Source organism: Actinomadura sp. NEAU-AAG7, from assembly GCF_018603865.1.
Taxonomy (GTDB): Bacteria; Actinomycetota; Actinomycetes; order Streptosporangiales; family Streptosporangiaceae; genus Spirillospora; species Spirillospora litoris.
This window is the reverse complement of sequence record NZ_JAHFZY010000001.1, coordinates 309,052-325,089: the sequence shown is the minus strand read 5'-3', so window position 1 is coordinate 325,089 and position 16,038 is coordinate 309,052. Positions and strand designations below refer to the sequence as shown.

8 protein-coding genes are annotated in these 16,038 nt (G+C 73.3%); 6 read left to right on the top strand and 2 right to left on the bottom strand.

From position 1 onward, the window contains the following. Window positions 1-123: 123 nt before the first annotated feature. Both KLI87_RS01415 and KLI87_RS01410 read left to right on the top strand, forming a co-directional pair. Window positions 124-1,902 (top strand): fatty acyl-AMP ligase, encoded by a 1,779-nt coding sequence (locus tag KLI87_RS01415; RefSeq protein ID WP_214615524.1) that lies wholly within the window; start codon window positions 124-126, stop codon window positions 1,900-1,902. Continuing rightward, window positions 1,895-4,144 (top strand): MMPL family transporter, encoded by a 2,250-nt coding sequence (locus KLI87_RS01410; protein WP_214615523.1) that lies wholly within the window; start codon window positions 1,895-1,897, stop codon window positions 4,142-4,144. The genes KLI87_RS01415 and KLI87_RS01410 overlap by 8 nt, the downstream gene beginning before the upstream one ends. A 60-nt stretch (window positions 4,145-4,204) precedes the next feature. Here KLI87_RS01410 and KLI87_RS01405 read toward each other — a convergent pair whose 3' ends face one another. Continuing rightward, window positions 4,205-5,590 (bottom strand): MFS transporter, encoded by a 1,386-nt coding sequence (locus KLI87_RS01405; protein WP_214615522.1) that lies wholly within the window; start codon window positions 5,588-5,590, stop codon window positions 4,205-4,207. 292 nt (window positions 5,591-5,882) lie between these two features. On the opposite strand from KLI87_RS01405, the gene KLI87_RS01400 reads away from it, so the two are divergent. The 3 genes from KLI87_RS01400 to KLI87_RS01390 are packed head-to-tail and all read left to right on the top strand — an operon-like array spanning window position 5,883 to window position 14,251. Continuing rightward, window positions 5,883-11,921, top strand: a complete 6,039-nt coding sequence (locus tag KLI87_RS01400; RefSeq protein WP_214615521.1) for a type I polyketide synthase — start codon at window positions 5,883-5,885, stop codon at window positions 11,919-11,921. Window positions 11,922-11,946: 25 nt separating this feature from the next. Then, the gene (gene ccrA, locus KLI87_RS01395) at window positions 11,947-13,278 is read left to right on the top strand and encodes a crotonyl-CoA carboxylase/reductase (protein WP_214615520.1); all 1,332 of its coding nucleotides are present in this window, start codon (window positions 11,947-11,949) and stop codon (window positions 13,276-13,278) included. Window positions 13,279-13,321: 43 nt separating this feature from the next. Then, window positions 13,322-14,251 carry a hypothetical protein gene (locus KLI87_RS01390; RefSeq protein WP_214615519.1) on the top strand — a complete coding sequence of 310 codons (930 nt, stop codon included), beginning with the start codon at window positions 13,322-13,324 and terminating at the stop codon, window positions 14,249-14,251. 11 nt (window positions 14,252-14,262) lie between these two features. Here the strand turns inward: KLI87_RS01390 and KLI87_RS01385 are convergent, their stop codons facing one another. Then, complete coding sequence (locus KLI87_RS01385) at window positions 14,263-15,117, bottom strand: hypothetical protein (RefSeq protein WP_214615518.1); 855 nt, start codon at window positions 15,115-15,117, stop codon at window positions 14,263-14,265. Window positions 15,118-15,530: 413 nt separating this feature from the next. On the opposite strand from KLI87_RS01385, the gene KLI87_RS01380 reads away from it, so the two are divergent. Then, window positions 15,531-15,995, top strand: a complete 465-nt coding sequence (locus KLI87_RS01380; protein WP_156217294.1) for a hypothetical protein — start codon at window positions 15,531-15,533, stop codon at window positions 15,993-15,995. Window positions 15,996-16,038: the final 43 nt, after the last annotated feature.

Here is a 16,038-nt window from a genome sequence, read left to right as displayed (position 1 = left end):
ATTTTCGGCAGCAATGAGGGGACCAAAGGGCCGCCGCGCCCGGTGATCGCGGGCTACTATCGCGCCGTGTCCACCCCCTGGGCGGCTCACGATCATGGCGGCCCGTCCCCCCGGAGCTGACTGATGGCCTTAGGCTCGCTGCTTCCCGAACTCCTCCCCGGCGGTGCCGAGCGGACGCCGCTGATCGAGCGGCTGGCGCGATGGGCGCGGGACCGGCCGGACGCCCCGGCCTTCACCTTCGTCGACTACGCGCTCGACCCGTCCGGCGCGGCGCGCACGCTGAGCTGGGCGGAGGCCGAGCGGCGGGCGCGGGCGACGGCGGCGGGGCTGCGGCGGGCGGCGGGCCCGGGGGAGCGCGCGGCGTTGCTGCTGCCGCAGTCCCTGGAGTACGTGACGGCGATGCTCGGCGCCCTGTACGCGCACGTCATCGCGGTTCCGCTGTTCTCGCCCGACCTGCCGGGGCACGCCGACCGGCTGCTCGGCGCGTACACGGACGCCGAGCCGGCGATCGCCGTCACGACGCGGAGCGCGCTCCCGCACGTGGAGAGGTTCCTGGCCGACCACGACGTCCCGCGTCCCGGGCACATCCTGCTGGCCGACGAGACCGGGCCGGGGAGCTGGCAGGACGAGCCCACGGGGTTCGACGATCTGGCCTACCTCCAGTACACGTCGGGGTCGACGCGCCGCCCGGCCGGGGTGGAGATCACGCACGGGAACATGACCGCGAACGCGGCGCAGCTGTGGGCGCGGTGGGCGCCCCGCGGACCGGATCCGGAGCTGGTGAGCTGGCTGCCGCTGTTCCACGACATGGGGTTGGTCGCGACGCTGGCGCTGCCGCTGGTGCGGGGCGCCCACGCGGTCTACACCGATCCGCTGTCGTTCCTGAAGAATCCGCTGCGGTGGCTGGAGCTGGTCGCGGGGCGTCCCGGGAGGAACGTCTATACGGCCGGGCCCAACTTCGCATACGAGTACGTCGCGTCCACGGCGTCGCCGGAGGGGGTCGCGAAGCTCGACCTGTCGGGGTTGACGACGTGCCTGAACGGCGCGGAGCCGGTCCGTCCGTCCACGCTGGCGAGGTTCGCGGACGTGTTCGCCGCCGCCGGGCTGCGTCCGGGCGCGCAGGCCCCGGGGTACGGGCTGGCGGAGGCGACGGTGTTCGTGACGGCCGCCGCCGAGGACCGTCCGCCCCGGGTGGTCGCCGTCGACCGGGACGCGCTGACCCGCGACGAACTGCGCCCGGGAGGCACGGGCGAGCTGGTGTCGTGCGGACGCCCGTCCGGGCAGCTCGTCGCGATCGTCGATCCCGAGACGCGCGTGGAGCGTCCGGACGGCCGGCTCGGCGAGATCTGGGTGCACGGCCCGAACACCGCGCGCGGGTACTGGCGGAACGAGGAGCGGAGCCGGAGCACGTTCGGCGCCGAGCTGGCCGACCCCGGCGGGCTGCCGCCGGGGCCGTGGCTGCGGACGGAGGACATCGGTGTCGTCCACGACGGTGAGCTCTACGTCACCGGACGGATCAAGGACCTGATCATCGTGGACGGCCGCAACCACTTCCCGCAGGACATCGAGATGACCGCGCAGGAGGCGCACCCGGCCGTGCGCCCGGGGCATGTCGCCGCGTTCGCCCTGCCCGGACCGGACACCGAGCGGCTGGTGGTCGTGGCCGAGCGCAACCGGCGCGTCCCGCTCGGACGGCTCGACCCGCGCGAGGTGGCGGCGGCGGTGCGCGGCGCCGTCAGCGCCGGGCACGAGATGAGCGTCCACGACTTCGTGCTGGTCGAGCCGGGCGGGGTGTCCCGCACGTCCAGCGGGAAGGTCGCGCGGGACGCCACCCGGCGGCGCTACCTCGCCGGCGCGCTGCCGACGACGCGGGCGCGCCTCGCGGCCCGTCCGGATGCTTGAGGGGCTCGGGCGGCTCGTCCACCGGCGGCGATGGGCCTTCCTGCTCCTGGTCATCGTGCTGACGGGCGCGGCCGGCGCGTTCGGGCCCGGTCTGTTCGGGCCCGGCGTGTTCGCCAGGTTCAAGTCCGGCGGCTTCGAGGACCCGCGCGCGTCGTCGGCGCTGGCCGACAGGCTCGGCCGGGCCTACTTCGGCGGCACGGACCCCGACGTCCTCGTCCTGTATCGCAGCGACACCATGAAGGCGGACGATCCGCGCTTCAAGCGCGCCATCACCATGACGACCGCGCGGCTGCCCAGGGACCGTGTCGAACAGGCGGTCACCTACTGGGCCCCCGAAGGCGTGAGGGCGGGCTCGCTGGTGTCCCGCGACCGGCACGCGACGCTCGTCGCGCTGGAACTGCGCGGCGCGGACGAGCCCGCGAAACTGAAGAACTACGAGGCCGTGCGGGACCGGCTGCGCGCGCCGGGGCTGACCGCGCGGTTCGGCGGCGCCGTCCCGCTGGCGAAGGAGTTCGGCGAGCAGGCCGCCGCCGACATCGTGCACGCCGAGACGATCACCGCGCTGCCGCTGCTCCTGCTGCTGACGATGCTGTTCGGCGCGTTCGCGGCGGCGGTGCCGCCGCTGCTCGTGGCGATGTTCGCGATCCTCGGCGGGCTCGCCGTCCTGCACGCGGTGACCTACGCGGCGGAGGTGACCTCGTTCGCGCCGGAGGTCGTCACGATGATGGGCGCCGGGCTCGCGATCGACTACTCGCTGCTGGTCGTCGGCCGGTTCCGCGAGGAACTCGCCCGCCGGCCCGGCGCGCCGCGCGAGGACGCCCTCGGCGCGACCATGGCCACCGCCGGACGCACGGTCGTGGCCTCCGGCGTCACCGTGTCCGCCGCGCTTGGCGGGCTCCTCCTCTTCCCCCAGATGTTCCTCCGGACGATCGGCCTGGCCGGGATCGCCACGGTCGCCGTCGCGGTCTTCGGCGCGACCGTCCTGCTGCCGACCTGCCTGGCGCTCCTGGGCCCGCGCGTCGAATGGGGGCGGATGCCCTGGCGCGGCCCCGGGCGAGCGCGGCGCGACCCGGACGGCGGCTTCTGGTACCGGCTGGCGCGGAGCGTGATGAGGCGTCCGCTGCCGTACTTCGCGGCGGTGCTCGTCGTGCTGGGGGTGATGGCGGTCCCGTTCCTGGGCGTCCGGTTCGTGGGAATCGACGCTCGGGTGCTGCCCGAGGGCAGCGGCGCGCGAACCGTCGCGGAGACGGTCGAGCGCGACTTCCCGGGCGGGGCCGCCGAGCCGATCGACGTGGTCGTGTCCGGCGACCTGGTCCCGCGCGGGTGGAAGCCCGGCCGCCGCACGACCGTCCCTCCCTATCTGGAGGACTTCCGCAGGCGGCTGGGGGCGCTGCCGGGCGTGACGGACGCGCGGTTCACCGGCTACTCCGGCGAGTACGGGGGCGCGCGGATCTCCATCACGCACCGCTATGACCCGCTTGACGCGCGGGCGCGGGACCTCGTGCGGACGGTCCGCCGGATGAGCCTGTCCAGGGACGGCTACCCGATGCACGTCGACGTCGGCGGCGGCACGGCCACGCGGATGGACCTGATGGCCGGCCTCGCACGGACACTGCCGAAGATGGCGATCGTCGTCGGGCTCGCGACGTTCGTCCTGCTGTTCATGTTCTTCCGGTCGATCGTGCTGCCGCTGAAGGCGATCGCGATGAACGTCCTGTCGATCGGCGCGTCGTTCGGCGCGATCGTGTGGGGGTTCCAGGAGGGGCACCTCGCGGGCGTCCTGGACTTCACCCCGACCGGCGGCGTCGAGGCCACCAGCATGATCCTGGTCCTGGCGGTCGTGTTCGGCCTGTCCATGGACTACGAGGTGTTCCTGCTGAGCCGGATCCGCGAGGAGTGGGACCGCACCCGCGACGACCGCGCCGCCGTCGCGTCCGGCATGCAGCGCGCCGGCGGCGTCGTCACCGGTGCCGCGCTGCTGTTCCTCGTCGTCGTCGGCGGGTTCGCGACGGCGGGCCTCACGGTCGTCAAGCTGATCGGCGCCGGCATGTTCGTCGCCGTGGCGGTGGACGCGGCGCTCGTGCGCTCGCTCCTCGTCCCGGCGACGATGCGGTTCCTGGGCGCCGCGAACTGGTGGCTGCCGCGTCCGCTCGCCGCCCTGCACGCCCATATGGATCTACGCGAACGCGATTCCACCGGCCCCCTCGACCTCCATTGGGAAAAGCCTCCCGGGTTGGAATGAAGAACGCGGCGCCGTTCTCCGGAATCGGGATTTCGTGCGGCGTCCGAACGGCGGACTTCCTCAGAATTCGGAGGCGCGCCGCCGGGGTAGGGTGAGGCCGCTGATCAGCCCGCCGACCAGGACGAGAACGGCCGCGAGCAGCAGACCCGACGCCGTTCCGTCACGGAACCTCTCCAATTCGGCGGCGCTCGCGCCCGGCGCGGGGACGTGCTGGACGAGCAGCCCGAGTATCGCGATGCCGAACGCGCCGGACGCCTCGCGGACGAGGTTGACGACACCGCTCGCGACGCCCGCCCGCTCCTCCGGGACGGCCTTCAGCACATAGACCATCAGCGGCATCCCCATGGCCGCGCCGACGCCGACGACCAGGACGCCGGGCATGAGGTCGGTGTAGCCGTCGCCCTGCCGGATCGTGGAGAACCAGACCATGCCGCACGCCATGACCGCGAGCCCGCCGCCGATCGCCGGACGCGGGCCGAACCGGTCGGCCAGCCGGAACGCGACCGGCGTCAGCAGCATGACCGCGATGGCCGGGGGCAGCAGCACGAGGCCCGCCCGGGGCGGCGAGAACCCGAGGTAGCGCTGGAGGAACACCGCCGAGTAGAAGATCATCCCGTTGAAGCCGGCGCCGTAGAGCAGTTGCGAGGCCAGCCCGCCCGCGAAGACCCGGTCGCGCAGGTGGCGCGGGTCGATCATCGGGTCGGCGGCCCGGTGCTCGACCCAGGCGAAGCACGCCGTCCCGGCGGCGGCGGCCACGAGCGCGCCGAGCGCCGCCCGGTCGCCGAAGCCGTGCCGCCCGCCGTGCTCAAGCGCGAACGTCAACGAGAACAACGTCACCGCGGAGACGAGGAGGCCGGGCAGGTCGACGCGCGCGCCACTCTTCCCCTCCCTCCCGGTGAGCACGATCAGCCCGAGCAGTATGACGAGCACCCCGGGGACGAGGTTGATGAGGAAGATCCATCCCCAGTCCCAGTGCTGGACGATCAGGCCGCCCACCCCCGGGCCTGCCGCCGTCGCCACGGACGCGGCGCCGACCCACACGATGGTGCCGACCGTCCGCCGCCGGTCGTCGCGCCCGACGGTGATCATGACCTGGGTGGCGGGCAGCGCGAGCGCGGCCCCGGCGCCCTGCACGACGCGCGCGAGGATCAGCGGACCGGCCCCGGTGGCGAATCCGCAGGCAGCGGACGCGGCGGTGAACACCGCCATGCCCGCGACGAACGTGGCGCGGCAGCCGAGGACGTCGGCGAGCCGCCCGCCCGCGACCAGCAGGCAGGCGAACGCCAGGATGTAGCCGGTCGCGACCCAGTCCCGCGCGGCGTCGGACAGGCGCAGCTCGCGCATGATCGTGGGCAGCGCGCCGGTGACGACCGTGTTGTCCATCGTGATCATGAAGGCGCCGACGGCGACCACCGCGAGCGTCCACCGGTACCCGCCGCGCGTCACCCGGCCCACCCGTCCCCGTGTTCCCGGGAAATTCGCCGCTTCCCCCTAAAACCACCATTCGCTATTGTCACTACAGGTTTGTAACCGGTCACACGCTTCCGAGCGACCTGCTGAGTGGGTGAACTATCCCATCGGTCCGAAATGGTCACTTCGGAGTCCTGTGATCACCGTGTTCGGCGCGAAGGGGGAAAGGTGGTTCGGGTCCGGATCATAAGACGGGCAACTTAGGACAAGTCGCCTCTCCCTCTGCCTTGATGAAAGATCCCGGTTTTCACAAGGGGAACCCCGCCGCATGCAGAGCAATGATCTTTCCGGAGCCGCCAGGACCCGCGCGGACGCGATCCGCCGGCACCTGGTCGAGCAGGTCGCACGCCGCGCCGGGATCCCCGGCGGCGAGGTCGACACCGACCGCCCGCTGGAGGAGTTCGGCCTCGCGTCCCGGGACGCGGTCGCGATCGCGGGCGAGCTGGAGCGGATGCTCGGCCGGGCCCTGCCCGCGACGCTCGTCTGGGAGCACCCGACGATCACCGGCCTCGCCGAGGCCCTGGCGGACGACCCGCCCACCGCCTCACCAGGGCCGGAACGCGGCCGCGCGCCCGGCGGAGACGAGCCGATCGCGGTGGTCGGGATCGGCTGCCGCTTCCCCGGCGGCGACCGCGACCTCACCGGCCCGCGCGACTACTGGCGTTTCCTCACCGGAGGCGGCGACGCGATCCGCGAGGTCCCGGACGGCCGCTGGGACGCCTTCGACGACGGCTCCCCCGAGACCCGCGACCTGCTCGCGCGGACGACGCGGCACGGCGGGTTCCTGTCCGACATCGCCGGTTTCGACGCGGCGTTCTTCGGGATCGCCCCGCGCGAGGCGGCGGCGATGGACCCGCAGCAGCGCCTCGTCCTGGAGGTGGCGTGGGAGGCGTTCGAGCACGCGGGCATCGCCCCGGCGTCGCTGCGCGGGAGCCGCACCGGCGTGTTCGTCGGGGTGTCGGCGCCGGAGTACGCGGCGCTCACCGCGTCCGACCCGGGCTCGCTCGAACCGTTCACGGCGACCGGCGCGGCGCCGAGCGTCGTCGCGAACCGCCTGTCCTACCTGCTCGACCTGCGCGGACCCAGCCTGGTCGTCGACACGGCGTGCTCGTCGTCGCTGGTCGCGGTGCACCTCGCGGCGCGGGCGCTACGCGGCGGCGAGGCGGACGTGGCGCTCGCGGGCGGCGTGAACGTGCTGCTGTCGCCCATGGTCACCAGGACCTTCGACCTCGCCGGAGGGACGGCGGCGGACGGGCGCTGCAAGCCGTTCGACGCGTCCGCCGACGGGATGGTCCGCGCGGAGGGCTGCGGCGCGGTCGTCCTGAAGCGCCTCCGCGACGCGGCGCGCGACGGCGACCGGGTGCTCGCCGTCGTCCGGGGCTCCGGCGTGAACTCCGACGGCCGCTCCAACGGGCTCGTCGCGCCGAACGCCGGCGCGCAACGCGCGCTGCTGCGCGAGGTGTACGCGGCGGCGGGCGTCGGCGTCCACGACGTCGACTACATCGAGGCGCACGGGACGGGCACGCTCCTGGGCGACCCGATCGAGGCGGGGGCGGTCGGCGCGGTGCTCGGCGCGGGCCGTCCGCCCGGCGAGCCGCTCCTGCTCGGCTCAGCGAAGTCGAACCTCGGGCACCTGGAATCCGCGGCGGGCGTCGCGGGGCTCATCAAGGCGGTCCTCGCGCTGCACCACCGGATGATCCCGCCGACCGTCCACTACCGCGAACCGAACCCGCACATCCCGTTCGGCGAGCTGCGGCTGGCGGTCGCCGCCGCCGGGACACCGTGGCCGGAGCGCGGCCGACCGGCGCGGGCCGGGGTCTCCGGATTCGGGTTCGGCGGGACGAACGCGCACGTCATCCTGGAGGAGGCGCCTGCCGCCGAGCCGCCCACCGAGCGTGCGGCGGTGCGGACCTTCCCGCTGTCGGACATCGACGACGCCCGTGTCCGCGAGCACGCCGCCGTCCTCGCCGGATGGCTCGGTACCCGCGATGGCGCCGCCCTCGCCGACGTCGCCCACACCATGGGGAGGCGCACCGGACGCGGCCGTTCCCGCGCCGCCGTGACCGCCCGCGACCGGGCCGGGCTCGTCGCGGGCCTGACCGCGCTCGCGGACGGCCGCCCGCACCCCGACGTCGTCGCGGGCACGGCGGACGGGGCTCCCGGCCGTCCGGTATGGGTGTTCTCGGGGTACGGCGCGCAGTGGCCGGGCATGGCGCGGCGGCTGCTGGACGAGGAGCCCGCGTTCGCCGAGGCCATCGACGACCTCGACACCCTGTTCGCCGACGAGAACGGCCCCGACCTGTGGACGCTGCTGGAACAGGGTCGCATCCAGGACGGGCCGTCCGTCGCGATGCCGGTCCTGTTCGCTGTGCAGATCGGGCTGGCCCGCATGTGGGCGTCCTACGGCGTGACGCCCGGCGCGGTCATCGGACACTCGATGGGCGAGGTCGCGGCGGCGGTCGTCGCGGGCGCGCTCACCCTCCAGGACGGCGTGAAGGTGATCTGCCGGAGGTCCCGGCTGCTGGCGCGGCTGTCCGGCGGCGCGATGGCGGTGATCGGCGCGTCCGCGCGGGAGACCGGCCTGCTCGCCGCCGGGCTCCCCGAGGTCCACACGGCGGTCCACGCCGCACCGGGCCAGACCGTCGTCACCGGCGACGCCGCGCAGGTCGCCGAGGTCGTCGCCCGCGCCGAGGCGGAGGGACGGCTCGCCCGGCCCGTCCAGGCCGAGGGCGCGGGCCACTCGCCGCAGGTCGACCCGCTGCTGCCCGACCTGCGCGAACTCCTCGCGGGCGTCGGCGCCGACCCCGGCACACCCCTCGCCGACGGGATCGTCCGCTACACCACCGCGCTGGACGACCCGCGCTCCGCGCCCGTGCCCGACGCGGAGTACTGGGCCGCGAACCTGCGCGCACCCGTCCGGCTGCTGGAGGCGGTGGCGGCGGCCGCAGGCGACGGCCACCGGACGTTCATCGAGGTCAACGCGCATCCGATCCTCGCGCACGCGATGACGGAGACACTGGAGGGCACCGGCGCGCTCGTCACGCACACGCTGAAACGGGCCCGGGACGACACGCTGACCTTCCACACCCGGCTGGCCCTCCTCGCCGCGCACGGCCACCCGACCGCCGCCCCCGGCGGACGGGTCACGGACGTGCCGCTCCCACCGTGGCGACACACCCGACACTGGGCTGACCTGCGCCGCCGCGTGTCCACGTCCGACGAACACCCGCTGCTCGGCGCCCATGTCGAACTGCCCGGCGAGGACCGGCACGCCTGGCGCGCCGACGTCGGCCTCGCCGTCCAGCCCTGGCTGCGGGACGCGGCCGTCCACGGTCTGCACGCGCTGCCGGTCGCGGCGTTCGCGGAGATGGCGCTGGCGGCGGGGGCCGAGGCGCTCGGCACCGGCGACGTCCGCGTCAACGGCCTGTGGATGGAGCGTCCGCTCGCGCTCGCCGACCACACGACCGTGACCACGACGTTCGCCGAGGCGGAGCAGCGGGTGGAGATCCACGCGCAGACCCCGGCGGGCACCTGGGTGCGGCTGGCCAGCGCCGACGTCGGCGAGGACCATCGCGCCCCCTTCGTCTCCGCCCTCCCCGCCCGCGCGGGCGGCGTCGAGGTCGCGGGAGCGGAGCGCGGCCGCTACCGCCTGCATCCCGAGGTGTTCGGACGCTGCCTCGCGGTGCTGTCCGCGGAGGCGGGCGCCGTCGAGCCCGGAGTGTGGCTGGCCGAGACCATCGACGTGCTGCGCGTCCACGGGCCGACCCATCGGGGCGGCCGGGTCCGCGCGGAGGTCGTCCAGGACGACGACGGCATGTCCGGCTCCCTGCGGCTCCTCGACCCGGAGGGACGCATCCTCGCCGAGGCGACCGGCATCGTCCTGCGGCGCGTCGAGCGCCACGACGTGCCCGTGCCGGTCGCGGACAAACTGGTCGAACACACCTGGGTCAGGGCGCCGCTCCCGGCACCGCCCCGGCCCGGCGGCACCTGGCTCATCCTCTCCGACGAGGACGACGCGCTCGCCGCGGCCACCACCGCCGGCCTGGAGGCGGCGGGCCGCCACGTCACCCGCGAACGGTCGACCACCGGCCTGCCGGACGGCGTGGTGCTGATCCCGTCCGCCGATCTGGTGGACGAGCGGCTCGTCCTCACCATCGCGGACATCAGCCGCTCCCTCCCCGAGGGGCCGCGCCTATATATAGCGACCCGCAATGCGCTTCCTGTTCTGGAGGGCGAGGCGGGCGAACCCGGCCACGGTTGCGTCGGCGCGCTGGCCCGCGTACTGGCGTCCGAGCGGCCCGCCCAGCGGACGACGCTCGTGGACGCCGACCGCCCCGCCGACCTGGTGACCGAACTGCTCGCGGGCGACGCGGCGCGCGAGGTCGCCTGGCGGTCGGGCACCCGGTACGCGGCGCGGCTGGCGCGCGCCGCCCTGCCGCCGCCGGACGGCAGGCGCGGACGCATGGTCCGGCGCGGCGGCGCCTACGTGATCACCGGCGGCTACGGACGGCTCGGCCTGCTCACCGCGCGACTGCTGGCCGAGCGCGGCGCCGGGCGGATCGTCCTGTCCGGACGCTCTGGCCCCGGCGCCGACGCCGAGAAGGTGATCGCCCACCTCCGCGAGGACGGCGTGGACGTCGGCGTCGTCCTCGGCGACATCGCCCGCCCCGGCACCGCCGAACGCCTCATCCGCGTCGCGGGCGAGGGCGGCGCGCGGCTGCGCGGGGTGGTCCACGCCGCGGGCGACGACGCTCCCGGCCCGGGTGTTCTCCACAGGGTGTGGACGGCGAAGGCCGAGGGCGCCCGCCGGATCAGCGAGGCCACCTGGGACCTCGACCTCGACTGGCTCGTCGCGTACTCCTCCGCGGCGGCGCTGCTCGCCGCACCCGGCCGGGCCGCCCACGCGGCGTCCGGTGCGGCGGTCGACGCGCTCATGGCCTACCGCCGCGCGAACGGCCGCCCCGGAACCACCATCAGCTGGGGCACATGGTCACCCCACGGGACCGCCGTCCCCATGCTCGAACCGATGAGCCCGGCGGAGGGCACGGAGGCACTGGAGGCGCTGATCGTCCACGGGATGCCCGCGACGGGCGTCCTGCGCTTCGGCGCCTACGCGGCTGTCGAGTTTTTCCCCGAGATCAGGTCCATTCCGTACTTCGCGTCGGTGCCCTCCCCGAGCGAGTGGCCGGGCGCGGCCGCACTCCAGCGCCTCGACCCCGCCACCGCCCGCACGATGATCGCCGCTCGACTCAGGGACCGGATCGCCGCCATCCTCGGCTACGCCCCGGCCCACCTGGACCCGGCCGTCCCACTGACCGACCTCGGCCTGGACTCGCTGCTCGCCGTCCGGATCAAAAGCGCCGTCGAACACGACCTGGGGCTGACGGTTCCCCCGTCCGTCCTGCTCCAGGGCGCGAGCGTGAACACGTTCGCGGACTGGACCACCGCCCGACTGGCCCTGACCACCCCCGAGAAGGCGGACGGTCCGAGTTCGCGGGAGGGCATCGCGCCGGGGCGGACAGCGAGTGAGGGCGGGGCCCTCTTCGTCGCGCATCCGGCGGGCGGGACGACCGCCTGCTACCGCGGGCTCGCCGGTCTTCTTGGGCCAGGCCAGAGCATCCACGGTCTGGAGCGGTTCGAGGACGCGCCGCCGGTCGAGGAGCGCGCGGCCCGGTACGTCCGGCACCTGCGGGACGTCCGGCCCGACGGAGCGCTCCGGCTCGGGGGCTGGTCGTTCGGCGGCGTCCTCGCCTACGAGACGGCACGGCAGCTCACGGCGGCCGGACGCGAGGTCGAGCTGGTCGCGCTGTTCGACGCGGGCCTCCCGCTCCCCGTCGCCGACGAGTCCGACGCCCTCGCCCGCCGCTTCGCCCTGTTCGTCCGCCACATCAACGCCACCTACGGCCTGGATGTGGCCCTCTCCTACGACGAACTCGCCGGGCTGGACGAGCGGGCGCAACTCGCCCTGGTCATGGAGCGCGCCGCGCCGCTGGCGGACCGCCTTCCCCCGGAGGCCCTCGTCCACCAGCTCGCGTCCCACCAGGACACGAGATCCCTGGAAACGTACGAACCGAAGCCCTACTCCGGACGCGTGATCCTCTATCGCGCACCGGAGGAGACGCCCTGGACGGTGAAGGACGCGCGGTACGTCCTCGACGGGACCAACGGCTTCGGCGCGTACTGCCCGGACCTTGAGGTCGTCCCGATCCCCGGGGCGCACCATCTGAACCTGCTCGACCCGCCGGCCGTGGAGACCCTCGCCGCGCACCTGAAGCAGGAACTCGCGCGGCCCGCCCCCACCCGCTGAGGAAACCCCCACGGAGGAACCCCCCATGGTCCACCTTTGCTCCTCGCACGACCTGCTCGACGCCGTCCGGTCCGGAGCGAGCGGACCCGAGCTGCGGGAGATCGAACTCCCCGCGCGGTTCCGCGCCGCGTTCACCCGCAAGGACGAGGTCGGCATCTTCGACGGCCGTGCCGACAAGGACGTCCGGCGCTCCCTGCACGTCGGCGAGGTCGACATGCCCGAACTCGCCCCGGACGAGTGCGTCGTCGCCGTCATGTCCGCCGCGATCAACTTCAACACGGTCTGGTCGGCGATCTTCGAGCCCGTCCCGACGTTCGCGTTCCTGGAGAGGTTCGGGCGCCAGGGCCGGCACGGCGCCCGCCACGACCTGCCCTACCACGTCCTCGGCTCGGACGGCGCGGGCGTCGTCGTCCGCACCGGCCCCGGCGTGCGGCGCTGGAAGGCGGGCGACAAGGTCGTGCTCTCCCCCTCCTACGTGGACGAGCAGGACCACGGCTCCTACGACGACGGCATGATGAGCGAATCCCAGCTCGCCTGGGGATTCGAGACGAACTTCGGCTCACTGGGCGAGTTCTGCGTGGTCAAGGCGAACCAGCTCATCCGCAAACCCGCCCATCTCACCTGGGAGGAGGCGGGCGCGAGCACCCTGTGCGCCGCCACCGCCTACCGGATGCTCGTCGGCCGCCACGGCGCCCGGATGAAACAGGGCGACATCGTCCTCGTCTGGGGCGCCACCGGCGGCCTCGGCTCGTACGCCACGCAACTGGTGCGCAACGGCGGCGGGATCCCCGTGGCGGTCGTCTCGTCCGAGGAGAAGGCGGAACTCGTCCGCTCCCAGGGGTGCGAGCACGTCATCAACCGCACCGACCTGGACCTCGGCGAGCAGGGCCTGCGCCACCCCAAGGCGGGCCGGATCCTCGGCGAGACCATTCGCCGCCTCGTCGGCGAGGACCCCGGCATCGTGTTCGAGTACCTCGGCCACGAGACGTTCGGCGCGTCCGTCTACGTCGCCGGGCGCGGCGGCAAGATCGTCACCTGCGGCTCCTCGACCGGCTACCGGCACGAGTACGACAACCGCTTCCTCTGGATGCGGCTCAAGAGCATCATCGGCTCGCACGGCTTCAACTACCACGAGGCCGTCGAGACCAACCGTTTGATCGCCCTCGGCATGCTCCACCCGACCGTTTCCACGGTGTTCCCGCTGGACGAGGCGCCGCAGGCGACCCGCGCCGTCCAGACGAACCAGCACGTCGGCAAGGTGGCGGTCCTGTGCGCCGCCACCGCCGAAGGCCAGGGCGTCGACGATCCCGCCCGCCGCGACCGCCTGGCCGGACACCTCAACCGTTACCGCCGGTGACGCAAACTTTGCGTAGTCATTTGATTACTGCTAGTTTGCGGCCGTGCCTACAAAGCTGCACGAGCTCCCGCTGGAGATGGTCCGCAACCGGCCGGAACTCGTCCCCGAACTCTTACGGACCGTCTTCCACATCGACGTCCCGGAGGAGAGCCCGGCCACGCTGACGTCGGAGTCCTACGCCGACACCAACCCGGCCGAACTCCGCTGCGACGCCACCGTCCTGCTCGGCGAGCCGGACGCCCCGACCCTCGGCGTCGTGGTGGAGTCGCAGCTACGGGTCAAGGAGGCCAAGTCCTACAGCTGGCCCGCCTACCTGGCCTCGCTGCGCCTGCGCCGCAAGTGCCCGGTCCTCCTCCTGGTGATCTGCCCCGATCAGGCCACCGCGCGCGGCTGCGCCGTCCCGATCGACATGGGCCATCCCGGCTGGGTGCTGAAGCCCCTGACCCTGTCCCCCGAGGGAGTACCCCCGGTCGCCGACGAGGCCACGGCCCGGCGCCTCCCCGAACTCGCCGTGCTCAGCGCCGTCGCCCACCAGGACGGCCCCTGCGCCGAAACCGTCCTGAACAGCCTGGCCATAGCGCTGGGGGCCCTGCCCGAGGACACCCGCCAGCTATACCATGAACACGTCGCGCCACAACTCTCCGAAGTCGCTCGCAAGCTCTTGGAGGAGTCCATGAGGAAGACCGGCCTCCCAACGCTGGAGGACTACGCGAACAAGTACAAGGCCGAAGGCGAAGCCGTGGGCCTGGCCAAGGGCGAAGCCATAGGCCAAGCCAAGGGCGAGGCTACGGGAGTGGCCAAGGGCGAGGCCAAGGGGGAGGCTAAGGCGCTGCTGCTCATGTTGGGGGCGCGGGGGGTTCCGGTGTCCGACGGGGTTCGTGAGCGGATCAGCGCGTGTAAGGACCTCGACCAGCTTGAGCGCTGGATCCTGCGCGCCGCTTCCGTTGAAACCGCCGAGGAACTTTTCGACTGAGGCCGAAGCGATCAGTCGTTTTTGCAGTGGGTCGGGGAGGGGCGGAATGGGCCCAGCGTTCCTCGTTGCATCCAGTAGTGGGACTGGTGCGGTTTCCAGATGGCCACCATGACCCAGCCCTGTGGGGTGTCCGTCCAGCGGACGACCTCAATGACCTCGCCGCGCGCTTTCTCTTGGATGACCTCGCTGCCCGTGTCCGAGTATTCGTAGACGGCGGCGGTCTCGGCGGTCACGCTGGTGCACTGCCATTTCTCGGGCGTCGAGGTGGGTGGCACCGGGGGCTTGCGGGCTTTGGGACGCGCGGGACGCACATGGCGGGGGACGGGGCGCGCCGGCAAAGGCGCGGGCGCGGGGCGCTGGGTGGAGCGTTTCGGCTCCGGCTTCGGCTCGGGCGACGTGGTGTCCGGGGCGTCGGGCGTGGCGGCGACGACCTGGGGCGCGGAGGGCGGCGGGGCGGGGGCCGACTGGTCGACCCAGCGGGCCTGCGAGGAGCCCGAGACGACGGTGGCCGTGGATAAGACGACGCCGAGGCCGAACGCGGCGCCGGCCCAGATCGCGGTGCGTGCGACGCGGAAGCCGCCGTCGGCCTGGGCCCGCGCGTGCGCCTCGACCCGCAGGACGATCGGGACGCCGGTCACCGGCGGCGGGTCGTCGGTGGGCGGGTCCTCGGCGGGGGGCCTGGGGGAGTAGAAGGCGCCGTTCTTGTGTTCGAGGGCGTCCTGGTAGAGCCGCGGCAGCAGTTCCAGGTCGTCGTCCTGGAGGGCGTGGGGAGTGGACTCGAAGTAGCGCAGCATCGTGGCGAACTGCACGGCGTCGGGCAGCGCCCTGCGCTGCGTGAGCCAACCCCGGACGGTTCCTTTCGGCAATCGGACCGGTACCTCAAGCTGCTCCCCGTATGTTTCCAACTTGCTGTACGTGCCGCGCCCGCACCTACCGAAAACTGCGGCGAGTCGGCCGTAGAAGGCGTTGATCGGATCGCTGCCCACGTTGATCACTCCCCCTGTTACTGCTCCCGTGCCAGAAGTGTGCCCCGCCGTTGGACTGGTCGCAAACACTATGCGCGCAAACGCGGGACCGGACCCTTCTGGACTGTGCCAAAACGCGGGAACGCGCGAGTTCGCGCGAGTTCGCGCGTTCTCGTCCACCAGTTCGGCGGGGCTGCGGTGAACCCCTTTCGAATGGCTTCCCGATCGGTCACGGTGATGCGTGAGCCGCTCGGTCCGGAGCGGTGATCCATGCGGACGCGGCCGACCATGTCGCGTCGTCACAGGAGGCTTACATGACCATGCCGATGCTCCCCGGCCGCCGGGTCGTCGTGACCGGAGTGGGCGCGGTCCTCGCCGCGGGAATGCTCGTGGCCGGGCCCAGCGCGAACGCCGAGAGCGCCGACGCCGCCGACGCCGCCCAGAACGGGGCGGTGGCGAACACCCGGTACACGGCCAAGTGGAACATCCGACTCACGGTGAACCGCAGGACCCACCGCATCCGCGCACGGGGCGAGATCACGGACACGACCAGGAACAAGAGGGTCCGGGTGGCGGTCCAGTCCCGCGTCCAGCGCAAGGACGGGCGCCGTTGGGTCACGGTCTACACGGGCCCCCGCGTCGAGAGGTGGGAGCACGCCGTCAGCGACACCGGCCTGCGCGGCTGCGCCCGCGGCAAGACCTACCGGGGGGTCTACAACTTCAACTACAACAGGGGCATGAAGCGGTTCACGAAGGTGACGCGCGCCGTCACCTGCTGACCTGGACAGCGGTCGGAGCCGTGCCGTGGCGCCACCGCACGGC